The sequence below is a fragment of the Xanthomonas sp. CFBP 7698 genome, assembly GCF_003600855.1.
In the GTDB taxonomy this organism is placed as follows: domain Bacteria; phylum Pseudomonadota; class Gammaproteobacteria; order Xanthomonadales; family Xanthomonadaceae; genus Xanthomonas; species Xanthomonas cannabis.
Map to the genome: position 1 here is coordinate 108,395 of NZ_PRDN01000004.1, position 23,574 is coordinate 131,968.

The window sequence follows — 23,574 nt, forward strand, 5'->3', positions numbered from 1 at the left end:
AGGAGAAACCCACATGAGCATCCTTACCGAAGCGCAGGCCAAGGCCATTCTGGACAAGGTCATCAAGCTGTCCAAGGCCGACGAGTGCACCGCAACGCTCACCGGCTCGATCGACGGCAACATCCGTTTTGCGCTCAACAACGTGTCCACCAGCGGCATCGTCGACAACACCGACCTGCAGGTGCAGGTGGCGTTCGGCAAGCGCGTGGGCATCGCCACCATCAACGAGTTCGACGACGCTTCGCTGGAACGCGTGGTGCGCCGTGCCGAAGACCTGGCGCGGCTGGCCCCGGAAAACCCGGAGTTCATGCCGGCGGTCGACAAGCAGACCTACAAACCCAGCCCCACCTTCAGCGAATCCACGGCAGCGGTGGACCCGGCGTTCCGCGCGCAGGTGGCCGCCGATTCGATCGCACCGTGCAAAGGCAAGGGCCTGATCGCCGCCGGCTTTCTGGAAGATGGCCAGAGCTTCACCGCGTTTGCCAACAGCAAGGGCAACTTCGGCTACCAGCGTGGCGCACGCTTCGACTACACCTGCACCGTGCGCACCGAGGATGGCCGCGGCTCGGGTTGGGTGGGCCGCAACCTGAAGGATGCCGCCGACTTCAAGGCCGAGCAGGACATCCGCATTGCGATGCGCAAGGCCAGCGATTCGTCCGAGGCCAAGGCACTGGAACCGGGCAAGTACACGGTGATCCTGGAGCCGGCCGCGGCAGCCGGACTGATCTCCTTCATGATGAATTTCTTCGATGCACGCCGCGCAGATGAAGGCCGCAGCTTCCTGTCCAAGAAGGGCGGCGGCAACAAGCTCGGCGAGCAGGTCTACGACCCGCGTGTGAACATCACCGCCGACCCGTGGGATGCGCGCGCGGCGGTGCTGCCGTGGGACGAAGAAGGCCTGCCGCGCGAGAAGATGGCCATCGTGGAAAACGGCAAGATCGCCAACCTGCAGTATTCGCGTTTCTGGGCGCAGAAGAACGGCAAGCGTGCGGTCGGCGAGCCGGGCAACCTGCTGATGGCCGGTGGCGACAAGAACATCGCCGAGCTGGTGCGCGGTACCGAGAAAGGCATCCTGGTCACGCGTACCTGGTACATCCGCATGGTCGACCCGCAGACCGTGCTGCTCACCGGGCTCACCCGCGATGGCACGTTCTACATCGAGAACGGACAGATCAAGTATCCGGTGAAGAATTTCCGCTTCAACGAATCGCCGGTGATCATGCTCAACAACATCGACGAGCTGGGCAAGCCGGTGCGCGTGGCTGGCGACGAATCCAGCTTCGTGATGATGATTCCGCCGATGCGGCTGCGCGATTTTACGTTTACCTCGCTGTCGGATGCGGTGTGAGTAAGAGCCGGGAATTGCGAGTGGGGAATCGGGAATGGGAGAGCAAGAGCTGCTCCGCTCAACCTGAGTGTTCACCAGCGCTTCCGGTTCCCGGCCGCCTGCCGTCGCCGACACCGCGCCGCCACTTTCTCGGTCTGCTGCTCGGTAGCGCCGCCACGTTGGCGCTGCCGCAGCGCGCGCGTGCGGCCGGTAGTTACGATTTCTGGTTCACCCGGCTGCGCTACGACTCCGGCGATTGGGACGTGGATGCGCGCATGCCGTCCAACCTGATCACGTCATTGATCGATTACACGCAATTGCGCGTGGACCCGGAGGAACATGTGCTGGATCTGGCCGACCCGCGCATGCTGCAGGCGCCGTTCTGCTATCTGTCCGGGCACAAGCTGGTGGAGTTCAATCCGGCCGAACGGCGCAATTTCGAGCACTACGTACGCAATGGCGGCTTCGTGTTCGTGGACGACTGTAACCACGATATCGATGGCTTGTTCGCCACCTCGTTCGAAGCGCAGATGGCCTCCATGTTCGGCAAGACCGCACTGCAGAAGTTGCCCAAGTCGCATCGCCTCTACAGCGCGTTCTTCAAGTTCCCCGATGGCCCGCCGGCCACCAGCTTCGAACTCAATGGCTGGGGCGATGACCTGGTGCACGATTACCTCAAGGGCATCAGCATCGACGGCAGGCTGGGAGTGCTGTACAGCAACAAGGATTACGGCTGCGAATGGGATTACGACTGGCGCAACAAGCGCTTCCTGGCCGAAGACAACACCCGCTTCGGCGTCAACATCGTGATGTATGCGTTGACCAACTGACATCGATCCGTAGGAGCGCGCTTGCGCGCGATGAGGCTTTATCGGTAACGCCGCATCGCGCGCAAGCGCGCTCCTACAGGAATCGAGGGAGATTTTTTTCAAGGCATGACATCCACCGCCAGCCATCCGCCGTCGCATACGCCAGCCGCGTACGTCTTTGTAGGAGCGCGCTTGCGCGCGATGCCGTATCGATAACGCCACATCGCGCGCCAGCGCGCTCCTACACCAGCAGCCACATAACGAGACGTTTCCCATGACTTCCCCCAACGAAGACACCCTCAGCGCCCAGCTCTCGCAACTTGGCGCACTGCGCGCCGCGCTGGCCCAGGCCGTGGTCGGGCAGGACGCGGTGGTGGAACAACTGTTGATCGGCCTGCTGGCCGGCGGCCATTGCCTGCTGGAAGGCGCGCCGGGCCTGGGCAAGACGCTGCTGGTGCGCTCGCTGGGGCAGGCATTGGAGCTGCAATTCCGCCGCGTGCAATTCACCCCCGACCTGATGCCCAGCGACATCCTGGGCACCGAGTTGCTGGAAGAAGACCATGGCACCGGGCATCGGCATTTCCGTTTCCAGCAGGGCCCGATCTTCACCAACCTGCTGCTGGCCGACGAGCTCAATCGCACTCCGCCCAAGACCCAGGCGGCGCTGCTGGAGGCGATGAGCGAGCGCACCGTCAGTTATGCCGGCACCACCTATGCGTTGCCGTCGCCGTTCTTCGTGCTGGCCACGCAGAACCCGATCGAACAGGCCGGCACCTACCCGTTGCCGGAAGCGCAGCTGGATCGGTTTTTGCTGCATGTGCGGGTGGATTACCCCAGCGAGCAGGAAGAGCGCGACATCCTCAGCCAGACCACCGGCAGCGCCAGCGCGCAGGTGCCCAAGGTGATGGACGCGGCCAGTGTGCAGGCGCTGCAGCGACAGGTGCGCGATGTGCATGTGGGCGCGGAGCTGCTGACCTGGATCAACCGCCTGGTGCGTGCCAGCCGGCCCGGCCCGCAGGCCGGCGACGCGGTGCGGCAGTGGGTCAAGTGGGGCGCCGGCCCGCGCGCCGGGCAATCGCTGGTGCTGGCGTCCAAGGCCCGTGCCTTGCTGCACGGGCGCCTGGCTGCCACCCGCGAGGATGTGCTGGCGCTGGCAGCACCGGTGATGCGCCATCGCCTGCTGCTGTCGTTTGCCGCAGAGGCCGGACAGCGCAGCGCCGACGATGTGGTCGCCGCGCTGCTGCATGCCGTGCCGTACCCGGGCTGAGCGCAACGACATGCACGCCCCGTTGCCGGCGCTGATTCCAGCCGACGTGCGCAGCCGCCTGCGCGGCCTGCAGCTGCGGGCGCGTCAGGCCCAGGGCGGCCACGGCATCGGCCAGCACGCCAGCCGCAGCCGCGGCGCCGGTCTGGAATTCGCCCAATACCGCGCTTACGAACCGGGTGATGCGCTGCGCCAGATCGATTGGAAGCTGTACGCACGCTCTGACCGCTTTTTCGTGCGCGAAGCCGAGCGCGAAAGCCCGCTCACCGTGTGGCTGCTGCTCGATGCCACCGCATCGGCCAGGCAGGCCGACAGCGCGCGCCCGGACCACACCCGCCTGCACACGATGGCCACGCTGGCCGCCTGTGCGGCAGAGGTGGCGCTGCAGCAGGGCGATCGCGTCGGGCTGTATGCCTTGCATGGCGGCGGCCTGGTGGCGGTGCCGGCCGGTGTCGGCAGCCGCCAGCGCGACCGGCTGTGGCTGGCCTTGCACGGCCTGCGCGCCGGTGGCCGCTGGCCGGGGCTGGATGCGGTGCGTCCGTTATGGGAACGCATCGCCGCACACGACCTGCTGCTGTCCATCGGCGACGGCTTCGATGAAGAACTGGCCAGCGCACTGGAAAAATTCGCCGCCGCCCGCCGCGACGTGGTGCAGCTGCAGGTGCTGACCTGCGATGAGCGCGATTTCCCGTTTGATGGCGGCCACCGCTTCCGCGACCCGGAAACCGGCGAGGAGCTGCTCGGCGATGGCGCGGCGATGCGCGCCGACTACCTGCAGCGCTTTGCCGCCGCCCAGCGCGCGCGTCAGGCACGCTGGCAGGCCGCCGGCATCGCGCACGCCGTGCACTATCTGGATGCACCGCCCGACGCCACCCTGCGCCAGGTGTTTGCCCGGGGCATGACGCGATGAGCGTGCGGGTGCAGCGCGCCGTGCGGCGGGCGTGGTTGGCGGCCAGCCGGTCAGCGGCCGGCACCCGCTCCGCGCCGTGGCACCGTCCACGCTCGTGCAGCGTAGCCGCGGCACGGCCGTGTTGCGGCAACGCCGGAGCGTGGCGGTGACCCTGCTGCTGCTCTTTCCCGCCGGACTGGCCGCACTGGCGGCCCTGCTGATGCCGCTGCTGATCCATCTGGCGCGGCGGAGCGAGCACCGGCCCACCGACTTTGCCGCGCTGCGCTGGTTGCGGGCACTGCCGCGCCCGCGTCATCGCGTGCGCCTGGACGAGCTGCCGTTGCTGCTGGTGCGCTTGCTGCTGCTGGCCGCCGTGGCGCTGCTGCTGGCCGAGCCGGCACGGCGCGCGCCACCGGATGTCCGCCCGCGCATCGTGGTGAGCCCGGGCGTTGACCTGGCCGCCGCGCGCGCCCTGCCGCTTCCCAACGATGCGCATTGGCACTGGCTGGCGCCGGACTTTCCGCCGGTTGCCGCCGCATCCGGCAGCCGCACGCCGCAACCGGTCGCCAGCCTGCTGCGCGAGTTCGATGCCAGCCTGCCGGCCGAGGCGCCGCTGTACGTGATCGTGCCCACGCTGTGGGGCGCGCTGGATGCGCAGCGGGTGCAGGTGTCGCGGGTGCTGCAGTGGCGGGTGTTGCCCGGTCAGTCGCCGACTGCCGGCCCTGCCACAGGTGCGCCGCTGCGCCTGCAGGTGGTGGCCGACGACGAGGATGCGCCGGCCCTGCGTTACCTGCGCGCCGTGCATGCGGCCTGGACGTTGCCGGGCGCATTGCCGGTCGTGACGCCCGCGGCAGCGGCTCCGGCCCGCTGGGCGCCAGGCACGGTGGTGGCGTGGCTGTCGCACAGCACGCCGCCGGCAGCGGTGATGGCCTGGGTCGCGGGCGGCGGGCACCTGCTGCTGGAGGCGCGCAGCCCGGCCCCGCCTGCACTGGCCGCCCCGCTGCAGCCGTTGCCCGATGCACAGGGGCCGCCGCTGCTCGAGGGCGCAACGCTCGGCCGTGGCCGCGTGCTGCGCTGGGTGGCGCCACTGCAGCCGCAGCAGTTGCCCGCCGTGCTGGAGGCCGACTTCCCCAGCCGCCTGCGCGCCGCGCTGCAGCCGCCACCGCTGCCGCAGCGCGCGCCCGCTCAGACCCAGCAGCCGCAGCGCGGCGCCGGCATCCGGCTGACCACACCGCCATGGCCGCTGGCGCCCTGGCTGATCGGCCTGGTGCTGCTGCTGTTCGCGCTCGAACGCTGGCTCGCCACCTCGCCGCGCCGGGCCAACGCCGCATGAGCACGCCGGCACTGCAGCAGGCGTGGCGGGCGGCACGGCGGCGCCAAGCCGCAGGTGTGCTGCTGTTCGGGCTGCCGCTGGCGGCGGTACCGGCGGCACTGGCGTGGCGGGCCGGTGCGCCGGCAGCGGTGATTCCGCTGCTGCTCCTGGGCCTGCTGGCAGTGCTCGGCGTGGCAGCGCTGGAGGCGCGTCGGCTCGACCAGGCCTGGCTGATCCGCCGGCTGGACCGCGAGCCGGATCTGGACGACAGCAGCGACCTGCTGTTCGCACCCGCCGCGCAGCTGAACCCGCTGCAGGCCCTGCAGCGCCAGCGGCTGGAGCAGCGCCTGCGCAGCTCCCCGCGCGACCTGCGCCCGGCCTGGCCGTGGCGGCGCGCCTGGCCATGGAGCCTGCTGGGGCTGATCGCCTGCGGCACGCTCCTGCTGTGGCCGCCGCGCCCGCACCCGCCTGCCGCAGGCAGCGACCGCGTGGCCGCGGCGCGTGCCGATCGCGGCGCCCCGGTGTTGCGTCAGGCGCAGCTGCGCAGCAGCCCGCCCGCGTATACCGGCCTGCCGGCGGCACGCCTGCCTGGGCTGGATGCGCGGGTGCCCGCCGGCACCCGGCTGGACTGGCAACTGCAGGTCAGCCCGGCGCCACGCAGCGTGGCGCTGCGGCTCAGCGGCGGCCGCCTGGTCCCGCTTGCCCGGCAAGGCAGCAGCGACCACTGGCAAGGCCACTGGATCGCCGAACGCCCCAGCCTGTATCGCATCCTGATCGACAACGCCCCTGCGGACCGCCAGCTGCATCGGCTGGAGGTGCATGCCGATCGGCCGCCGCAGGTGCGTGTGCTCGCGCCCGAGCAGAGCCTGGTGCTGTGGACGCCAGCCAATGGCAGCTGGGCGTTGCGCTTCGAAGCCAGCGACGATTACGCCGTGGCCGCCAGCGCCGAGCTGCGCCTCACCCTGGCCCAGGGCAGCGGCGAAAACATCACCTTCACCACCCAGCGCCGCGCGCTCACCGGCAGCGGGCCGGCCCGGCAACGCAGCTTCGCCACCACGCTGCAGCCGCAGGCCCTGGGCATGGCGGCTGGCGACGACCTGATCGCGCAACTCATCGTCCACGACACCCGCCAGCCCGGCCCGCAAGAAGGCCGCAGCGCCAGCGTGATCCTGCGCTGGCCGCCGCCGGAGCAGACCATGGCCACCAGCCTGGAAGCCAGCGTCAAGCAGACCCTGCCGGCGTACTTCCGCAGCCAGCGCCAGATCATCATCGACGCACAGGCGCTGCTGAAGGAACAGCCGCGCCTGGACGCCGCCACGTTCCTCAAGCGCTCTGACGCCATCGGCGTGGACCAGCGCCTGCTGCGGCTGCGCTACGGCCAGTTCCTGGGCGAAGAGAGCGAAGGCGCGCCGCAAGGTCCGCCGACCGCCGACGCGCCACCCACCAGCGACGCCCCCGCCGACGATCTGCCCACTGCCGACATGCCCACCGCCGACGCGCCAAGCGCGCCCGCCGCTGCTGCAGACACCCACGCGCACGCCGGGCATGACCACGACGATCACGACAAGGCCAGCGCCGCCGAACCCGGCGCCGCCGCGCTGGACGACCACGACCACGGCGGCGGCAACGGCCGGCCCGAACGCAGCAGCTTCGGCCAAGCGGAGAACGTGCTGGCCGAGTACGGCCATACCCACGATCACGCCGAGGCCGCCACCCTGCTCGACCCGCAGACCCGCGCCCTGCTGCGCGCTGCGCTGGACCAGATGTGGCAGTCCGAAGGCGAGCTGCGCCAGGGCCACCCCGAGCGTGCCCTGCCCTTCGCCAACAAGGCGCTGGGCTTCATCAAGCAGGTGCAGCAGGCCGAGCGCATCTACCTGGCGCGGGTCGGCACGCAGCTGCCGCCGATCGACCCCAGCCGGCGCATGAGCGGCAAGCGCGATGGCATCGGCCCCGGCCCCGATGCGCTGGATGCGCGCACCCGCCCCGACCCGCAACCGATGGCGCTGTGGCAGGCCCTGGGCGAAGCCGCACCCATGCACGATGCCGCCGCGCTGGATGCCTTCGCGCACTGGCTGGCCACCCACGAGCGCCAGCTCGATGCGCCGCTGGATCTGGCCGCCGCCGTCGAGACCCTGCGTGCCACGCCCGACTGCGCCCGTTGCCGGCAGCACCTGCGCGCGCTGCTCTGGCCGGTGCTGGTGCGCCCACCGGCCGCCGTGCAGCCGCGCGCGGCCCCCGATGCCGGCGGCCAGCGGTATCTGGATGCCTTGCACGCACAGGAGCGCCGCTGATGCCCGCCTGGTTCGTCATCGTCCTGCTGGCCCTGATCACGCTGCTGGCGTGGTGGCGCCTGCGCGCTGCGCGCATCGCCGGCTGGCGCAAGGCCGCCCTGCTCGCCCTGCAACCGCTGTGCGCCGCGCTGCTGTACTGCACGCTGCTCCCGCCGCCGCTTCCCGGCCGCAGTGGCACCCTGGTGGTGGCCACCGCCGGCGCCGGCATGGCCTCGCTCGCGCTGGCGCCCGGCGACCGTCTCATCGCGCTGCCCGAAGCATCGCCCGGCCTGCTCCACGCCGAGCGCATGCCCGATCTGGCCACCGCACTGCGCCGCCATCCCGGCACCACCGGGCTGCGCATCGTTGGCGCCGGCCTGCCTGCGCGCGACCGCGACGCGGCACATGGCTGGCCGCTGCATTACAGGCCGCCACCCCCCACCCCGGGCCTGACCGAGCTGGTCACCCCGCCGCTGGCGGCGCCGGGTGACGACGTGGCCATCGCTGGCCGCATTACCGGCCTGCCCGCAGCCACCGTCGAACTGCTGGACCCGGCCGGCCGCCGCGTGGATCTGGTCGCCCCCGACAGCGCCGGACGCTTCCGGCTCACCGGCAGCGTGCGCGCCGCCGGCGACAGCGTCTTCGTGGTGCGCGTGCTCGGCCCGGACGGGCGCCCGCGCGACCGGGCCGATGTGCCGGTGTCGGCCGTCGATACGCCTGCCGCCGCCCTGTGGATCCTTGCCGGCGCGCCGCAGCCGGAGCTCAAGTACCTGCGCCGCTGGGCACACGACGCCGGCCTGCAGCTGCACAGCCAGATCGCCACCGGCGGCGGCGCACAGTTGGGCGACGCCCCACGGGTGCTGGACGCCGCCACGCTGGACCGCACCGACCTGCTGGTCATCGACGAACGTGCCCTGGCCGCGCTGTCGCGCGCGCAACGCATGATGCTGCGCGCCGCGGTCGAGCGCGGCCTAGGCCTGCTGCTGCGCCTGACCGGACCACTGGATGCCGTACAACGCAGTGCCATTGCCGAGCTTGGTCTGCCGCTGCGTGGCGATGACGCCGGCGCGCCGGTGCAGATGGCGGCTGCCCTTGCGCCGCAGCCTGCCTCGGCGATGCCGCAGCAACCCGCTACAGGGACCGAAGGGAGCGCAGTGTCGGCATTGCCCGTGCTGGAACGTCGCACCCTGGTGCCCGATGCAGACGACGTCATCGCCGTGCTGCGCGCCGCCAACGGCACGCCATCGGCGTGGTGGCGTGCGCATGGGCGCGGACGGATCGGCCTGATCACCCTCACCGACAGCTACCGCCTGGTGCTGCAGGGCCAGCCCGCACTGCACGCCGCGCTGTGGAGCCAGACGCTCTCGCCCCTGGCCCGCGCCCACCCCGCACCACGCCTGGCCACCCGCACCGGCTGGCGCAACCAGCGCATCGGCGTGTGCAACCTGGGCAGCGCAGCGCAGTTGCAGGCGCCCGACGGCACAACTGCCGCCTTGCCACCAGACCCGGCCACCGGACCGGCGGCCTGCGCCGGCCTCTGGCCGGAGCACACCGGCTGGTATCGCTGGCAGGACGCGCGACGCGGTGGTGCCCTTTACATCCGTGCCCCCGCCGACGCCCCCGCGCTGTCTGCCAACAATGAACGCGACGCCACCCTGGCGCTGGTCACCCCCAGCGATGCCACCCGCCAGGCGCAGCCCGCACCGCAGCCCGGCCCGCGCTGGCCGTGGTGGCTGGGGTTTGTAGTGGCCGCCGCGCTGCTGTGGTGGCTGGAGCGGTGGCGTGCGGATCGCCCGGTGCCTGCGGGCAGGCAGGGGTAGGCGTCACCCCGCGCGTGGCCGGCGTGCGCTGGCTTCCCGCGCGCCACTGCGGGCACGCGCGGTCGCTGTGTCGCTGCGGGCCTGGGTCGGTTCAACGCACAGCTCAGCACCGATGCCGTTTGCTGCATGCGCCGCACATCGCCGGCAGGAAGGGGTGCAGTGCGAGGCGTTCACGGCCGTCACTTGGGGCGAGAACCGCTTGCGCGGCATTGGCGCGTGTGCGTTGGAGTGCCTGCGCTGCCAGCGCGGGCCGGGCGCGGAGCGGGAATTGGGGTGAGGGTACGGGTGAAGCCTGGTTGGCACGCACTGCAGGCTTCGCCCGAACCCTCATCCGCCCTTCGGGCACCTTCTCCCGGAGGGAGAAGGGAGCGTGTGGTCGACAGCGTCGTGTGTTCGAGCACCTCGAGGCCTGCACGACACCGCGAGGGGCTGGGGTTTTCCTGGCGTGTCGGTGACGCGTTTGTGGCGCCGATGCATGGCCTTTGCTCGGAGATCGAACGGGCTTTGCATCGCTAATCCCGACGCGGCGGAGGCTACCCGCGTCGCCACACCCGGCAATGGTTGTTCGCCGGCATTGCTACGTCGTCGATCAGCTGCAACCCAACCGATGCTGCCAGCGCATCCACCGCTTCGGCATCACGGATGCCCGATGCAGGGTCGCGTTCGCGCAGCATCGCGTCGAAGGCGCGATTGCTGTCGCTGGTAAATTGCCCATTGCGATTGAACGGCCCATACACCGCCAGCACTGCCTGCGGCGCCATTACTGCGGGTAAGCCTGCAAACAAGGCCTGCACCTGCGGCCAGCCCATGATGTGCAAGGTGTTGGCACTGTAGATCGCATCGAAACCACGCTGGCCATCGGGCAGCACGGGCAAGGCCGGCAGTGGCGCCAAACCAGTCGTCGGCGTCAGCACCGCCTGCAGGACGATCGGCTGCGGCGTGTTGGGCAGCGCGGCTTCATCCAACCATTGCTGCATGCCCGGCAAATGATCGGCATGGTCGCTGGCCTGCCACTGCAACCACGGCATCGCCGCGGCAAAGTGCACGGCGTGCTGGCCGGTGCCTGCACCGATTTCCAGCACGTGCCGCCGGTCGGCGAAGTGCTGCTGCAGCACCTGGAGAATCGGGTCGCGGTTGCGCGCGGAGGCGGGGGAGAACGGTTTATTCATCGTGCTTAAGACCTTTGAAGTCCCAATTATGCGGCGAGATGCGAGGTCAAGTGACCAGTTTGACGATCAGGCTTTCTTCCCTGCCCCGTAGACGAAATGTGGACATCCATCCCATCTCTTGGCTACCCATCGCGCCACTATCGGCGAGGGGGATCTACTCACGAGGACATCTGCATGAACAAGGCCGTTACTTTTTGCACCGCAAGTATTTTATTGGCTGTTGCTAGCCTAGCCTCCGCGCCCAGCGCTCACGCGCAAGCGTCAACGGTACTGCTTGATTGCACAGGCAGCGATTACTGTTGGGCGGGAGTAGACAGCCCGGGGTCCCCCCAGCCGTTCAAATACGCCTGGAGTTTCAGCAACACTGCAGGCGCCATCTTTCCCAGAAACTGCACCAACAGTTCCGATTGCTCTTTCTACTGCCCGCGCACCAGTACCTTCATCAACGCCACGGTCATGGTGAGTGACGCGAACAACCAATTTGTCGGCTCTGCCACCGCACGGGCACTCTGCACGCCGCAACCAATCTGACTCAAGCCTGCGACAGATTGTGTCCATGGGCAGAGGATCGACCAGGCACGCCCAGCTGGTCGATCCCACCGCGCCGCACCTCACCGCGCCGCGGGCAACGCCTCATACGCGCGCCGCACTGCCTCTTCGCCGAACTGCCGTTCCAGCCGGCGCACGATGAAATGGCCGCGCGCCATCGCCTGGAAGTGGCGCATGAACACCGTGTTGAGCGTGGCACCGCTAACCGCGCCGACCAGGGGCACCGCCTGCACGGCGAGTTTTTCGCCCACGTTGACCGAGAACTTGGCAGCCACGCGCGACACCAGCGACACCAGCGCCGGTGCGCCCTTGCTGGCAAAACCGTGCGCGGCCACGTGGCGGGCGGCGGCGCTGAGCTGCTGCGCCATCGCTGCACGCACCGCGAAATAGCCCGACTCGGCGCCGTCATCCACCACGCTGCGGCCGCCGTGCGCCAGCACTTCCAGGCAGGCCAGCGCGGTCTCCGGGTCCTGCAAGGATTCGCCTTCGGCACGCGCGATGTCGGCAATGGAGCGCAGCATCACGGTGGTGGTCAACGGCAGCTCCACCATCAACCCCGGCAGGCCGAAAAACCCGCCAGCGCCGCCGGCCACCGCCACCGCCATGGTGTGGCGCGTGGTGGACGCCGGCTGCAGGGGCTCGGTCTTGCCGCGCAGGCTCAACAGCGCCGACTTCATCGCCACCTGCAGCGCGCGGCGGGTCACCCCGTCGATGCTGCGGGTCACCATCCTGGGCAGCCGCTTGGTGAGCAGGCTCTCGATCGGCGCGCCCAGGGCGTTGGCCAGTTGGGCCGCCACACCGGGGTTTTCCAGCAAGGCGTGGGCGGTGGCCAGGTCGCGCTGCGCGGCAGCGTCCATCACCGGTATCGGAAGCGTCGTCATGCCTGCTCTCGCTCGTAAGGGGCCTGGGCCGATGGTACCCAGCCGCGCGTGAGCGTCGGACGAGCGGCGTGCGCACACTCGGTTACCGCTGCAGATGCCGGCAAAATGCGCGATCATCGGCGTCCACGCAGGCAATGCCCACCAGATGAACCGTGAGATCCGCCACAGCATCGTGATTGCCGCCGCGCCGGAAGTGGTGTCCGCCGCGCTGTCCGAGCCCACCCAGCTGGCCCGCTGGTGGACCCGTGAGGTGCGGCTGGTGGACGGCCGCGTGTGCCTGGACTGGAGCGGGCACGGCTGGCAGGTGGAGCTGCGCATCGACGACGGCGCCGACCACCGGCTGGTGTGCTGGCACTGCGAGCGCTCCAACATGCTCGACACCCTGGCCTGGGAAGGCACGGTGATGCGCTTCGATCTGATCTCCACCAGCCAGGGCACGCGGGTGGAGTTCGTGCAGTCCGGGTACCGCGAGTCGCCATGCTTCGACGCCTGCTCGCAAGGCTGGCAGTATTTCCTGGGCAGCAGCCTCAAGCGCTACGTCGAAACCGGGGAAGGCACGCCCTATCCGGACGTGCCCGACCCCCGCAGCCCCGCGCGCTAGTCGCGCGCCGTGCCGCTAGGCCGTGCGCGGCTGGCCCAGTGACGGTGCCGCGGGCACCGGCAACTGCGCATCCACCGTCACCGGGCTGTCGGACTGCAGCAACGCGCGCGCTTCGGCATCGCTGGCCACCGCCGGCGGCGAACCCCGCAGCGGCAGGCCGGCGGTCTCGCGCACGAACAGCATGGTCACCAGGCCGACCGCCGCCGCACCCATCAGGTAATACGCCGGTACCAGCGGGTCGCCGGTGCGTTCCACCAGCCAGGCGGTCACCAGCGGCGTGGTCCCGCCGAACAACGACACCGACACGTTGAAGGCGATCGACAGGGCGCTGTAGCGCACCGGGGTGTAGAACAGCGCCGGCAGCGTGGACGGCATCGAACTGGTGAAGCACACCAGCGCCAGGCCCAGCAGCATCAGCCCGGCGAAGATCAATCCATCGTGGCCGCTGCCGATCAGCAACAGGCACGGGATGGCCAGCGCAAACAACGCAATGCAGGCGCCGATGATCATCGGGCGCCGGCCCAGCTTGTCGCTGAACAGGCCGCCGACGATATTGAGCGGCATCATCACCAGCATCACCAGGATGATCAGCAGCAGGCCCTTGCTCTCGGCATAGCCCATGGTGACGCTGAGGTAGCTGGGCATGTAGGTCAGCAGCATGTAGTCGGTGACGTTGAACACCAGCACCAGCCCCACGCACTTGAGCAGCTGCGGCCAGTGCAGGCGCAGCAAGGTCATCAGGCCCTGGCCGGCGGTTTCGCGCTCGCGCTGTTCCGATTGCTCGGTGTAGGCGCGAAAGGCCGGGGTTTCTTCCAGCTTCATGCGCATGTACAGGCCCAGCAGGCCCAGCGGCCCGGCGATCAGGAACGGCACGCGCCAGCCCCAGTCCAGCATCTGCGCCGGGGTCACGCTCATGTGCAACGCGGTCACGGTGGCGGCGCCGGCGATATAGCCGCCCAAGGTGCCGAATTCCAGCCAGCTGCCCATCAGGCCGCGGTTACGGTCGGTGGCGTATTCGGCAATGAAGGTCGCCGCGCCGCCGTATTCGCCGCCGGTGGAAAACCCCTGCAGCAACCGCGCCAGCAACAGCAGGGCCGGTGCCCACAGGCCGATGCGGTCGTAGGACGGAATCAGGCCGATGCTGAAGGTACCCAGTGCCATCAGGATCATCGTGGCCGCCAGCACCTTCTGCCGCCCGTAGCGGTCGCCCAGCGGGCCGAACACCATGCCCCCGATCGGCCGCACCAGAAACGCGACGGTGAAGGTGGCAAAGGTGGCGATCAGCTGCGCCGTGGGATTGCTCGCCGGAAAGAACACCTGGCCCAGCGTCACCGCCAGGTAGCCGTACACGCCGAAGTCGAACCACTCCATCGCATTGCCCAGCGCGGCGGCGCCGACCGCCCTGCGCAGCATGCTGCGATCCACCACGGTGACCTCGTCGAGGTGCAGCTGGCGGCGGCGTTTGAACCAACCGAAATGCGAACGGATCGCGCGCGTGTCGTGCATGAGCTTGGTCTCCAGACTGGCTTGCGGCCACCGCTACCCGCACGTCCCGGCACCTGCACAGGACACGGCACATCACGCATACACGGCACAGGCACATGCACTGGAGTGGCCGGAGGCATTCCCGGACGGCCGCGTCAACTCAGCGGCGCTGCGGGACAGATGACCAACGAGATGGGCGTATGCCCAAGGGCTTGATCAGTGCGCCATGTTACACCAGCGTGCAGATCGCTGCAGACGCGACTGCATATGGCGCTGGATTTAGGGCGTTTTTTGCGAGGTTTTGCAGACGGTCCACATGCACATCACTGCGCACGCGCCTGTAGGAGCGCACCCGGGCGCGACGGCGGTATCGGTAATGCCCTTCGCGCCCGGTGCGCTCCTACGGCAGTTAGCCGAGGCCAGCAATTAGCCGAGGTCGAGTGCCGACAACAGCGGCTGCAGGTCCTCGCGTGTTTGCGGGCGGACCGCGCGGGCGACTTCCTCGCCATCGCGCAACAGGATCACGGTGGGCCAGAGCTTGACGCGGAACGAGCGGCCCAGCGGGCGCCCTTTTCCATCTTCGACCTTGCGGTACTCGATCGCCTCATAGCCACCCAGCAGTTTCTGCAGCAGCGGTTGTGCGGCAATGCAATGCCCGCACCAATCGGTGCCGAATTCCAGCACCTGCACACCGCGATGCGCATCGATGTCGCTGCGCTCCGGTGCCTGCGTGGCGTAGTCGCGAACAAACCCCATCTGCACTGTCTCCGTGACGCTGAGTGAGAACACATCATTGCGCGCAGGCGCACCTGTAACGTACCGGCGCCCGGGTACCGGAGTGTACGCGGCGTACATCAGGTGCCGGGCGCCGGCGGCGTGCGTATGCGCCACCGGCGCTGCGCCTGACGCTTACGACAGCGCGCGCTGGATGTCTTCCAGCGGCAGGTTGGTCAGGTCCTTGGCCAGGTCGCCAACCAGCCGCTGCTGGGCTTCCTTGTGCAGCAGGGGGCGCACGCGGCCCAGCGTGGTCGGGTCGGCCACCAGCACCAGGTGCGTGTACTCCTGCTTCAATGCCCCATCGTTCAAGGCCTTGGACAGCTGCTTGGCAAACGTCATCTCGTCCAGGTCTGCCTCGGTGAGATCCTGCGGTGCCTTGCCGGCCGGGCCATCGTCGTCGACGTTCTGCACGTCGGTACGCGCGTGCTGGCGCAGCACGACCTTGGCTTCGTTGCCGGTATTGGTGAACCAACGCGCTTCGCCGCCGTCGGCCACCACTACCAAGGCACCCTGAGGAATTTGCAGACTCATCCGATTTCTCCTGTTTCGATGATCGGTGCGGCGTGTGCCGCACCCAGTCGGCCTCAACCTAGGTCAGCAGATGTAAGCAAGGTGCCTAGCCGGCGTCAGCGCGGCGTTAGTGGCGCTGCCAATGGCGGCGGCGGCAACCCCAGGTGGCGGCTGAAAAAGCGCGCCATCACGCGTAGTGCCTGCTGGCTTTCCGGCAAGGTCTCGGTGAAATGGAACCCGTGGCCCAGGCCGTCCCAGACATGCAGGTCCGATTCGCGCCCCAGGTCGATCAAGCGCGAGTGCGTGTAGGCGGCCGTGCTCAGCTCTGCCGCGCGTGTGGCGGTGATCAGCAAGGTGGGCGGGAACTGCCGCAACACTGCATCGGAGAACACCGGCGACACCAATGGGTCGTGGAAGTCCACGCCCTCGCCGTAGTACAGGTCTTCCATGATCGGCAACTGCCCCGCCGCGTCGGGCAGCAAGGCATCGTTGACCGCGGCGGCCACATAGCGCGAATCGCCCCGATAGCGCGCATCGCCGGCCGCGCAGAACATGCCCGCTGCCGCCGGCATCGGCAGGCGCTCCTTGGCAAACCACGCCAGCGACTCACCGGTGAGCACACCGCCGGCCGAGCAGCCGAACAGGCCGATACGCTCGGGCGCATAGCGCTGGAGCGCGGCGCGATACACCGCGGCCACATCTTCGCTGGCCGCCGGGAAGCGGTGCTCCGGGCCCATCCGGTAATCCACTGCGATGACCGTCATGCCGGTCATCGCTGCCACCGGGATGGCCTCCATCAACCCGAACGATTGCGCACTGCCCATGATGAATCCGCCGCCATGCAGCTCGATCAGCAGGCGCCGGGCCTGTTCGGGCGTGCGTGTGCGTGGCTCCACCCGCAACACCGGCACCTCGTTCCAGCGCTCGCGCGTCACCTCCACCGCATAGCGCGTGCGCAGCTGCGCAACCACGCCTTCGGCCCAGCGCTCGGTATCGGCGCGAATGCGCGGCAGCTGCTGCAACAAGGTGGCATTGTCGGCCTTGGCCAGGGGGTCCACACGCGCCACCTCGGCCTGCACATGCGCACGCGCGGCAGGGCTGAGGTACTCGGACACCGGCAAGGCGAAGGGCGCCACCTGGCGCGTACCCTCCGCCGCCGCGGCCGCCGGCGTCGCCGCGCGTTCTGCGGCGGTGGCACTCAGTGCACAGGCGGCGCCGATCAGCGCCATCAACCCACGTGTCGTCCAGCACGGTCGTGTCATGCAATGCCCTCCCAGGCGTGATCAGCCGTCGAGCATACCGGTGGGGCATGGGGCGGCACTGTGCCGGATCTGTCGGCGTTGCCACGGCGGCCCGCTGCGGTGGTGGCTGCACGCCCATAGGCGCCCGGCAGACGGCATGGCCTTGCAGCGCGTTTGCCAGGCGAGCCACATGCGGTGTCCAGCAATGCCGTCAGGCCGCTCGCTCAGCGGCCGGCGTTGGGCGTGCACCCTGCGGCCGGCGTGCGCCGTTCAGTGCGGTGTTTGCCCGGGAATGGAGGTTGGCGTGCCGAGCGCCTCTTGCACATACAGGCGCTTGACCAGCACAAACGCCACCACCGTCAGCGGCGCGGCCAGCAACACGCCGGCCGGCCCCAGCAGGATGCCGATGCCGAACAGCGAAAACAGCAGCAGCACCGGCGGCAGATCCACCGTGCGTTGCTGAATCAGCGGCAGCAGCAGGTTGCCTTCGATCTGCTGCACCACCACGAACAGGCCCGCGGTGGCCAGCGCCATCTGCGGGCTGACCGTAAACCCGAGCAGGATGGCCGGAATCGCCGCCACGATCGGCCCGACGATCGGCACGAAATCCAGCAGGCCGGCAACGATGCCCAGCGCCAACGCACCGGGGATGCCCAATGCCCACAGCCCCAGCCCGGTGAGCACGCCCACCACCGCCATCGCCATCAGCTGGCCGCGCAACCACAGCCGCAGCGCGGTGCCGCTGGCCTGCAGTGCTTCGTCGGTGGTGGCGCGTGCGTGCGCCGGCAGCAGCAGCAAGACCCCGCGCCGGTACAGCTGCGGCTGCGCGGCCAGATACACCGCGCCGGCCAGCACCAGGAACAGGTTGGCCACACCGCCGGTGATGCTGAGCGCAAACGCACCGGCGCGTGGGGCCAGGTTGGACACGCGTGCCGGCGCCTGGCGGGTGAGTTCTTCCAGTGTCGGCCCCAGGGGCCCGGCCGCCACCCAATCGTGGAAGCGCGTCCACGCCTGCGGCAACGTGCGTTGCAAGGCTCCCACTTCCGAGGCCAGCTGCGAGCCGAACAGCCACAGCAGTGCGATAAATCCCACCGTCAGCACCACCACCACCAGGGCCAGCGCCCACCCGTCCGACACGCGCGTGTGGCGCGTCACCCAGCTGGCCAACGCCCGCAGCAACACCGCCACCACGATCGCGCCGAAGACCATCAGCAACAGGTCCGACAACGTCCACAGCATCCACGCGCACGCCACCAGGGCCAGCACGATGATCACACGGACGGCAAAGGCGCGAAGGTCGGAAGAAGGCATGGGCCACTCACTGCAAAAACAAGCCCGGAGCCTAGCGAAGCCAGCGAGAAGAACGTGTCGCCACACCGTGCAGTAGCGGCGCTGTTTGAACGCACCACGCCGGCTGCGCCACAGCGTCGGCGCGTGGATATGCCGCGCGCTGTGACCGGATGACACGTTGGGCCAATGCGGCACGCTGGCGCCAGGCAGCGCCTATCTTGGGTGATGCCAACACCCGCCAGCCGCGCACGCATCGCAATGCCTGAGTCGCAAGCCGCTCTTCGATTCCCGATTCCCGATTCCCGATTCCCGCCCCAGCCTTGCGCCAAGTCTGGCTAGCGTCCCGCTGTGGCAACGCGACTCAGTCGACCGGCGCAGCCTGCTCGGCCCGCACCTGCCGCACCGCCTGCACCGCCGAGCGGGTCAGCGGCGTGGGCAGCGCATCGAGCGCAAACCAGCCGATGTCCAGCAGCACCTGCGGCTCGCACAACTGCGCCTGTTCGCTGCCATCGATGCTGGCCAGATACACCGGCGCCACCCAGTGCTGCGGCGGGTCCATGTCCGGCTCGAAGTGGCTGACCACGCACAGCACCCGCTGCGGGTGCACCTGCAGGCCGGTTTCTTCCAGCACCTCGCGCACCACGGTGGCTTCCACGGTCTCCATCCAGTCCACCTTGCCGCCGGGCAGCCCCCAGTGCCCCTGCTCCGGCGCGCGCCCGCGCAACACCAGCAGCAGGCGGCCATCGGCACGCTGGATAAAGGCGCCGCAGCCAACGCGTGGACGTAGATCGGAAGTGGGCATGGCGCATCTCGCAACAAGGCCGGCTAGTGTCACAGATGTTGCCGATATGGTCAGCGCGCGGTACAGCGATATGCGCAGCGCGGCGAGCTTTTGGGCGCGGCGCGTGCCTGGTGGTCGAAGTGCACCTGCCGGCATGCGTTGCGTTGCGGATTACGCGCGACGAACTGCACTGCCAGATGCGGCATGGCCATGCCGCCCGTGCCACGTGAGAGGTGGCATGGGTGTGGATACGCTTGCGGCGCAGTTCACATCGCCGGCGTTGCGTTGCGAGCGCAGCCGCATACCGCGTCGTCGGACTGCAATCGCACCGGCACGTGCCGGCGAAGATCTGCAGCTGCCGTTCTCGCCACTCGACAGTGCCTGATGGCGTCGTAGGTGGGCGTTCAATCACCGACATCTGTTGGCACGTCGATAACACCGCCTTAGCGCCGCGTTGGCGAGGATGACGCCCTTCCGCGCCGGTGCGGCGCGCACTGTTGGAGGTGATATGTCCCGTATTCTGGTGATCGGCGGTCATGGCAAGGTCGCGCGTTTGCTCACGCCGCTGCTGGTGCGTGGCGGGCATCAGGTGACTGCGGTGTTCCGCAACCCCGAGCACGAAGGCGATGTCATCGCCGATGGCGCCACGCCGGTGGTGTTCGACATCGAACATGCGGACACCGCGACCATCGCCGCGCAGCTGGCCGGGCATGACGCGGTGGTGTGGTCGGCCGGTGCCGGCGGCGGCGATGCAGCGCGCACCTATGCCGTGGACCGCGATGCGGCGATCCGCTCGATGCACGCGGCCGAGCAGGCACGCGTGCGGCGCTACGTGATGGTGTCGTATCTGGGGGCCGGGCTGGAACACGGCATCGGCCCGGACGACGGGTTCTTCGCCTATGCGCAAGCCAAGGCCGCGGCCGACGCGCATCTGCGCAGCACCGCATTGGACTGGACGGTGCTGGGCCCCGGCCGGCTCACCCAGGATCCACCCTCCGGCCGCATCACACCCGACCCCGGCAGCGACGCCGACGGCGGTGTGTCGCGCGCCAACGTGGCCCAGGTGATCGCCGCCGCACTTGCCACCCCGGCCAGCATCGGCAAGACGGTAGGGTTCATCGACGGGCAGACCCCGATCCAGCAGGCGCTGTCGCAGCTGGACTGAACGCCGGGTATGGCGCCAGGCGGTGCGCGCGTTCCAGGCCGGGGCGGGCTAACGATTTTCTAAAGCCGGCCCGCGCATAGTCGCGAGCGCTGCTGACTGTGGAGGTCGCTTATGTCCGCGTTCGTCTCGCCGCGCCGTGCCGGCATCCTGCCGCCCTACCTGCCCGACCGTGGGGCCCAGGCAGAGCGCCGACACGCCCGTCGCTCTGCGCTGTTGTCGCATCAGGTCACCGCAACGCGGCGCCAGCACCATGTGCTGGGCCCGCTGGCGCCGCCCGACGTGGCAGCGGCGCCAACGCGCCGGGCCACCCCTGCGGTGCAACGGTGGGTCTCCGATGCCCGGCAAGGCAGCACCCTGACCGGTACGCTGATACGCAACGAAGGTACTGCGGCCACTGCCGATAGCACTGGCAGCCCCCAGGCGCGTGCGGTGCAACAGGCCTGGCGCGCCATGGGCGTGCGCGCATGAGCCCACAACGCCCACCGGTGGACGCAGGCGTCACCCTGCGGCTGGCCCGCGAGGGCGGCGTGGCCGCCTTCCCGGCCATGCGCCGCGAGCGCCGGTTGGTGATGGATGAGATGGACGAAGCCCAGCGGCAGCAGCTGCGCACGCTGCTGGACCAATGCCTGGAGCACGCCTTGCCGCGCCCGCAGGCCGGTGGTGGTGACCGCCGCTATTTCAGCATCGTCTGGGACGGCGCCAGCGAGCCGCTGCGGATTCCCGAAGAACACGCCCCGGCCAGCATCGTGCGGTTGTGGAAGCAGGGCATCCTGTAACCCGGCGATCGCAGCAAGGCGCGCGGTGTCTGGCGCCGATTGTGGTCCGCCACCCCGTGCCGCGGTATGACGTTCCATCGACCCTTTGCCCCAGGGGGTCACACGCCGGCTCGGCCCAGGGCATCTTCCATCGCGCGTCGTACGGCCGGTGGGAGGCTCCTGTTGTCACCACCGCACACCACGGTGGCGTGGGTCGGCGCCTGCGCCGATCGGTTCCTGCGGCATGCCGCGTCATGCACGGCTGCACAAATAAAAACAGACACCGCACGCTGCACGGTGTCTGTCGAAGGTGGTCCAACTGCGGATGCCTGCACCCTTTAAGCTGCCTAGATGCTCTAGAACTGCACAGCTGGTGACGCATGGTGGGGGGCGGTGCGTTAGCGCCACGTGCAGTGCCGCGGTCAGCTTGAAGACACCTCGCTCATTGCTGCACTGCGGTCAAAAATACGCGTGCCTTGCAGCGCTTGACCGCGCGCGCAGTTGCGACGGCCGCGCAGCAGTGCAGGCAGCGGTGACTGCATGCACGCACGCTAAACGCCATCGCGGCATGTCGACCCGTCATGCGCTCCACCACTGCCGCGCCCGGCCAACGGGCTGTTGTTCGGCCACGCGGGCACGCGCCGGCGATGCCGACACTCCAGACGACGCGCGCGCCGCGGGTACGGGTGCGGGTGACCAATCGTCAGCGCCACGCGCTGTGTCAGTGCCGCACGGCAACGGCATGCACCATGCCCGGTGCAATGCAGCGCCTGCCTGCACCGGTACGCCAGCGGCGCGGCAGGCCGTGCGTCGCCAGCGCCGCTAGCAAGCGCCGCCGTTGCGCAGCGCGCCCGGTGGCCGCGCTGCGCATTGCCGCCATGCCCGCCATCGCCGATAGTCGCAGCACTGATCAGACGACTGCCTATGATGCTTGTGACCGTGGTGCTGCTTGCTGCCGGACTGATCGCTGTCGCGATGATCGTCGGTGCCCTGGTGTGGATGCACATGCGCCAACGCGCGCCCGCGCCGGCTGCCCCGGACGCGCCAACCACGCGGCCGGCCAATGCCACGGCGGCCGCCACACCCGCCGTGGCACCTCCCAGCCAGCCCCCCCACGTGCCGCAGCCAACGCACGGCGTGGCGCACTCCTCACCAACCGACCCGCCACCGATGCGGCCGCTGCTGCGGCGCATGTATGCCGCGGTGATGGCCAACCCGTCGCTGGCCGATGCCAGCCTGCCCGGCGACGCCGCCCAGCTGGCGGTGCTGGAGGCCGTCGGCAACGCACTGGCGCATGTCGATCTGCGTCCGCAGTTGTTGCCGCGTCGCCCACATCTGTTGCCGCAGCTGATGCGTGCGGTCAACGACCCCGACGCGTCCGGCCGCGGCATTGCCGCCATCATCGCGCAAGACCCGGCATTGGCCGCCAACCTGCTGCGCATCGCCAACAGCGCGCTGTATCGCCCGCAAGGCGGCCCGCTGGAAAGCCTGGAACGGGCAGTGGTGCACATCGGCACCGAAGGCGTGCGCCAGCTCGTTGCCGCAGCCGTCATGCAGCCGGTGCTGAGCCTGGACGGTGGCCTCCACGCGCGCCTGCCCGCGGCGGTGTGGGACTACGCCCTACGCACCGCCGCCGCCGCGGCCGCCTACGTGCGCGAACGCGGCGGGGACACCTTGTCGGCACAGCTGGCCGGCCTGCTGCAGGGCCTGGGCGCGGTGGTGATCCTGCGGGTGCTGCGCGATACCTACGCCGAGCGCCCGGGCCTGCCCTACAGCCTGGAGATCGCCGCCGCCCTGGTCGAGCGCCATACCGCGGCGGTGGCCAAGACCATCGCCACCACCTGGGACCTGCCGGCAGCCCTGGGCACCGCCCTGGACGAACAACGCCCCGAGCACGACACCACCCTGCTCGCCAGCCCGTTGGGCCGCGCCCTGCGTTACGGCCGCCTCGCCGCCGCGCTGGCCATGCTCGCCCGCCACGGCGCCGAGCACGAAGACCACGCCCTCGACGTCCTGGCCACCCTGGAACCGGACCGCGAGGCCAACGCTGCACTGTGGCAACGGTTGGTGGCTGCGAGCGTGGAGTGAGTTGCTGCGATGCAGCTGCAGCGGCTTTACCGAAACAGCCAGCATCTGCCGATTCAGTTGCGTGTCGACCAACCGCCCTGCGCATTCCCACTCTGCTGCGACCCACGGCCTGTGAGCGATCGAAATGCGCGAATGGAATCCTGACGATGCATCTGGCAACCTCCACGGGCTGGCATTTGCCAAACATCTTGGATGGAAAATGCACTCACTGCACACGCATGTCCAATCGGCGCGCGTTATTGCGCTCGCGGTCCTTTTATTCCTCACACCATTGACGGCGTGCACCATGCAAACGACACAAGACTTCGATGCAACCGTGTGGAAATCGCAACGCGGCGTCGGCCTTGAAGAGAACAAGCGCATTTACATGACGGAAGCGCTAGAACAGGTCATCCATGTGGGGATGCGCAGGGAAGACGTCATCGCGCTGTTGGGTCAGCCTGACTACACCGAGAAGGGTGAAACCACCTCGACGGATGCGTACTACCTTGGCATCTCGCCCTTCGCAGGCGATACACAGGAGTACGATATTCAATACCAGGACGGGAAAGTCATCAGCCGCCACACCGTCCAAGGTTAACCAGGAGCACA

Annotated in this window: 22 protein-coding genes; 14 read left to right on the forward strand and 8 right to left on the reverse strand. The window is 69.1% G+C overall.

Going from position 1 to position 23,574, the window contains the following annotated elements; all coding sequences use genetic code 11:
• Positions 1–13 precede the first annotated feature (13 nt).
• The 7 genes from XnspCFBP7698_RS16300 to XnspCFBP7698_RS16330 all read left to right on the forward strand — a co-directional run bounded on the left by XnspCFBP7698_RS16300 (position 14) and on the right by XnspCFBP7698_RS16330 (position 9,691).
• Positions 14–1,348 (forward strand): TldD/PmbA family protein, encoded by a 1,335-nt coding sequence (locus XnspCFBP7698_RS16300; RefSeq protein ID WP_047693260.1) that lies wholly within the window; start codon positions 14–16, stop codon positions 1,346–1,348.
• Positions 1,345–2,157 (forward strand): DUF4159 domain-containing protein, encoded by an 813-nt coding sequence (locus XnspCFBP7698_RS16305; protein ID WP_104580308.1) that lies wholly within the window; start codon positions 1,345–1,347, stop codon positions 2,155–2,157. Before XnspCFBP7698_RS16300 ends, XnspCFBP7698_RS16305 begins: the two co-directional genes overlap by 4 nt.
• A gap of 253 nt (positions 2,158–2,410) precedes the next feature.
• On the forward strand, positions 2,411–3,403 hold the full coding sequence (locus tag XnspCFBP7698_RS16310; RefSeq protein ID WP_104580309.1) for a MoxR family ATPase: 993 nt from the start codon (positions 2,411–2,413) through the stop codon (positions 3,401–3,403).
• A 10-nt stretch (positions 3,404–3,413) separates the two neighbouring features.
• The gene (locus tag XnspCFBP7698_RS16315) at positions 3,414–4,310 is read left to right on the forward strand and encodes a DUF58 domain-containing protein (protein ID WP_104580310.1); all 897 of its coding nucleotides are present in this window, start codon (positions 3,414–3,416) and stop codon (positions 4,308–4,310) included.
• A 145-nt stretch (positions 4,311–4,455) separates the two neighbouring features.
• Positions 4,456–5,622 (forward strand): BatA domain-containing protein, encoded by a 1,167-nt coding sequence (locus XnspCFBP7698_RS16320; RefSeq protein WP_104580395.1) that lies wholly within the window; start codon positions 4,456–4,458, stop codon positions 5,620–5,622.
• Entirely contained in the window at positions 5,619–7,892 is a 2,274-nt protein-coding gene (locus XnspCFBP7698_RS16325; protein WP_104580311.1) for a hypothetical protein, read from the forward strand. The genes XnspCFBP7698_RS16320 and XnspCFBP7698_RS16325 overlap by 4 nt, the downstream gene beginning before the upstream one ends.
• Positions 7,892–9,691 (forward strand): hypothetical protein, encoded by a 1,800-nt coding sequence (locus XnspCFBP7698_RS16330; RefSeq protein WP_104580312.1) that lies wholly within the window; start codon positions 7,892–7,894, stop codon positions 9,689–9,691. The genes XnspCFBP7698_RS16325 and XnspCFBP7698_RS16330 overlap by 1 nt, the downstream gene beginning before the upstream one ends.
• A 533-nt stretch (positions 9,692–10,224) precedes the next feature.
• Here XnspCFBP7698_RS16330 and XnspCFBP7698_RS16335 read toward each other — a convergent pair.
• Positions 10,225–10,860: a DUF938 domain-containing protein gene (locus tag XnspCFBP7698_RS16335; protein WP_104580313.1), complete on the reverse strand. Its 636-nt coding sequence runs from the start codon at positions 10,858–10,860 to the stop codon at positions 10,225–10,227.
• Between the two features lie 174 nt (positions 10,861–11,034).
• Between XnspCFBP7698_RS16335 and XnspCFBP7698_RS21800 the strand changes: the two genes are divergently transcribed.
• Positions 11,035–11,391, forward strand: a complete 357-nt coding sequence (locus XnspCFBP7698_RS21800) for a hypothetical protein (RefSeq protein WP_147423602.1) — start codon at positions 11,035–11,037, stop codon at positions 11,389–11,391.
• 80 nt (positions 11,392–11,471) lie between these two features.
• Here XnspCFBP7698_RS21800 and XnspCFBP7698_RS16340 read toward each other — a convergent pair whose 3' ends face one another.
• Complete coding sequence (locus XnspCFBP7698_RS16340) at positions 11,472–12,290, reverse strand: EcsC family protein (RefSeq protein WP_147423603.1); 819 nt, start codon at positions 12,288–12,290, stop codon at positions 11,472–11,474.
• A 145-nt stretch (positions 12,291–12,435) separates the two neighbouring features.
• Here XnspCFBP7698_RS16340 and XnspCFBP7698_RS16345 point away from each other — a divergent pair, with 145 nt between their 5' ends.
• The gene (locus XnspCFBP7698_RS16345; protein WP_047693288.1) at positions 12,436–12,891 is read left to right on the forward strand and encodes an SRPBCC domain-containing protein; all 456 of its coding nucleotides are present in this window, start codon (positions 12,436–12,438) and stop codon (positions 12,889–12,891) included.
• Positions 12,892–12,906: 15 nt separating this feature from the next.
• On the opposite strand, the gene proP is transcribed toward XnspCFBP7698_RS16345, so the two are convergent.
• The 6 genes from proP to XnspCFBP7698_RS16375 form a co-directional block, all read right to left on the reverse strand.
• Entirely contained in the window at positions 12,907–14,397 is a 1,491-nt protein-coding gene (gene proP / locus XnspCFBP7698_RS16350) for a glycine betaine/L-proline transporter ProP (RefSeq protein ID WP_039564697.1), read from the reverse strand.
• A gap of 405 nt (positions 14,398–14,802) precedes the next feature.
• Positions 14,803–15,132, reverse strand: coding sequence for a thioredoxin family protein (locus XnspCFBP7698_RS16355; RefSeq protein ID WP_123137600.1), 330 nt, complete (start codon positions 15,130–15,132; stop codon positions 14,803–14,805).
• Between the two features lie 153 nt (positions 15,133–15,285).
• Positions 15,286–15,684, reverse strand: coding sequence for a host attachment family protein (locus XnspCFBP7698_RS16360; protein ID WP_123137601.1), 399 nt, complete (start codon positions 15,682–15,684; stop codon positions 15,286–15,288).
• Between the two features lie 95 nt (positions 15,685–15,779).
• Entirely contained in the window at positions 15,780–16,925 is a 1,146-nt protein-coding gene (locus tag XnspCFBP7698_RS16365) for an alpha/beta hydrolase (protein WP_184374430.1), read from the reverse strand.
• A gap of 249 nt (positions 16,926–17,174) precedes the next feature.
• Positions 17,175–18,215 (reverse strand): AI-2E family transporter, encoded by a 1,041-nt coding sequence (locus XnspCFBP7698_RS16370; protein ID WP_047693249.1) that lies wholly within the window; start codon positions 18,213–18,215, stop codon positions 17,175–17,177.
• A 340-nt stretch (positions 18,216–18,555) separates the two neighbouring features.
• A complete protein-coding gene (locus XnspCFBP7698_RS16375) occupies positions 18,556–18,996 on the reverse strand; it encodes an NUDIX domain-containing protein (protein ID WP_123137602.1) in 441 nt (146 codons plus the stop codon).
• A gap of 487 nt (positions 18,997–19,483) precedes the next feature.
• Here XnspCFBP7698_RS16375 and XnspCFBP7698_RS16380 point away from each other — a divergent pair, with 487 nt between their 5' ends.
• The 5 genes from XnspCFBP7698_RS16380 to XnspCFBP7698_RS16400 all read left to right on the forward strand — a co-directional run bounded on the left by XnspCFBP7698_RS16380 (position 19,484) and on the right by XnspCFBP7698_RS16400 (position 23,563).
• On the forward strand, positions 19,484–20,140 hold the full coding sequence (locus tag XnspCFBP7698_RS16380) for an SDR family oxidoreductase (protein ID WP_123137603.1): 657 nt from the start codon (positions 19,484–19,486) through the stop codon (positions 20,138–20,140).
• Positions 20,141–20,251: 111 nt separating this feature from the next.
• Entirely contained in the window at positions 20,252–20,608 is a 357-nt protein-coding gene (locus XnspCFBP7698_RS16385; protein WP_123137604.1) for a hypothetical protein, read from the forward strand.
• Positions 20,605–20,916, forward strand: coding sequence for a protealysin inhibitor emfourin (locus XnspCFBP7698_RS16390; RefSeq protein WP_047693239.1), 312 nt, complete (start codon positions 20,605–20,607; stop codon positions 20,914–20,916). The genes XnspCFBP7698_RS16385 and XnspCFBP7698_RS16390 overlap by 4 nt, the downstream gene beginning before the upstream one ends.
• A 903-nt stretch (positions 20,917–21,819) precedes the next feature.
• Entirely contained in the window at positions 21,820–22,983 is a 1,164-nt protein-coding gene (locus tag XnspCFBP7698_RS16395) for an HDOD domain-containing protein (protein WP_147423604.1), read from the forward strand.
• A 124-nt stretch (positions 22,984–23,107) separates the two neighbouring features.
• Positions 23,108–23,563, forward strand: coding sequence for a hypothetical protein (locus XnspCFBP7698_RS16400; protein ID WP_147423605.1), 456 nt, complete (start codon positions 23,108–23,110; stop codon positions 23,561–23,563).
• The last annotated feature ends 11 nt before the right edge of the window (positions 23,564–23,574 follow it).

Coding starts and splice junctions, on each gene's coding strand:
- XnspCFBP7698_RS16340 (WP_147423603.1), bottom strand. CDS start 12,290: ATGACGACGCTTCCGATACCGGTGATGGACGCTGCCGCGCAGCGCGAC.
- XnspCFBP7698_RS16300 (WP_047693260.1), top strand. CDS start 14: ATGAGCATCCTTACCGAAGCGCAGGCCAAGGCCATTCTGGACAAGGTC.
- XnspCFBP7698_RS16390 (WP_047693239.1), top strand. CDS start 20,605: ATGAGCCCACAACGCCCACCGGTGGACGCAGGCGTCACCCTGCGGCTG.
- XnspCFBP7698_RS16370 (WP_047693249.1), bottom strand. CDS start 18,215: ATGCCTTCTTCCGACCTTCGCGCCTTTGCCGTCCGTGTGATCATCGTG.
- XnspCFBP7698_RS16375 (WP_123137602.1), bottom strand. CDS start 18,996: ATGCCCACTTCCGATCTACGTCCACGCGTTGGCTGCGGCGCCTTTATC.
- XnspCFBP7698_RS16315 (WP_104580310.1), top strand. CDS start 3,414: ATGCACGCCCCGTTGCCGGCGCTGATTCCAGCCGACGTGCGCAGCCGC.
- XnspCFBP7698_RS16345 (WP_047693288.1), top strand. CDS start 12,436: ATGAACCGTGAGATCCGCCACAGCATCGTGATTGCCGCCGCGCCGGAA.
- XnspCFBP7698_RS16365 (WP_184374430.1), bottom strand. CDS start 16,925: ATGACACGACCGTGCTGGACGACACGTGGGTTGATGGCGCTGATCGGC.
- XnspCFBP7698_RS16380 (WP_123137603.1), top strand. CDS start 19,484: ATGTCCCGTATTCTGGTGATCGGCGGTCATGGCAAGGTCGCGCGTTTG.
- XnspCFBP7698_RS16335 (WP_104580313.1), bottom strand. CDS start 10,860: ATGAATAAACCGTTCTCCCCCGCCTCCGCGCGCAACCGCGACCCGATT.
- XnspCFBP7698_RS21800 (WP_147423602.1), top strand. CDS start 11,035: ATGAACAAGGCCGTTACTTTTTGCACCGCAAGTATTTTATTGGCTGTT.
- XnspCFBP7698_RS16330 (WP_104580312.1), top strand. CDS start 7,892: ATGCCCGCCTGGTTCGTCATCGTCCTGCTGGCCCTGATCACGCTGCTG.
- XnspCFBP7698_RS16310 (WP_104580309.1), top strand. CDS start 2,411: ATGACTTCCCCCAACGAAGACACCCTCAGCGCCCAGCTCTCGCAACTT.
- XnspCFBP7698_RS16395 (WP_147423604.1), top strand. CDS start 21,820: ATGATGCTTGTGACCGTGGTGCTGCTTGCTGCCGGACTGATCGCTGTC.
- proP (WP_039564697.1), bottom strand. CDS start 14,397: ATGCACGACACGCGCGCGATCCGTTCGCATTTCGGTTGGTTCAAACGC.
- XnspCFBP7698_RS16325 (WP_104580311.1), top strand. CDS start 5,619: ATGAGCACGCCGGCACTGCAGCAGGCGTGGCGGGCGGCACGGCGGCGC.
- XnspCFBP7698_RS16400 (WP_147423605.1), top strand. CDS start 23,108: ATGCGCGAATGGAATCCTGACGATGCATCTGGCAACCTCCACGGGCTG.
- XnspCFBP7698_RS16385 (WP_123137604.1), top strand. CDS start 20,252: ATGTCCGCGTTCGTCTCGCCGCGCCGTGCCGGCATCCTGCCGCCCTAC.
- XnspCFBP7698_RS16355 (WP_123137600.1), bottom strand. CDS start 15,132: ATGGGGTTTGTTCGCGACTACGCCACGCAGGCACCGGAGCGCAGCGAC.
- XnspCFBP7698_RS16360 (WP_123137601.1), bottom strand. CDS start 15,684: ATGAGTCTGCAAATTCCTCAGGGTGCCTTGGTAGTGGTGGCCGACGGC.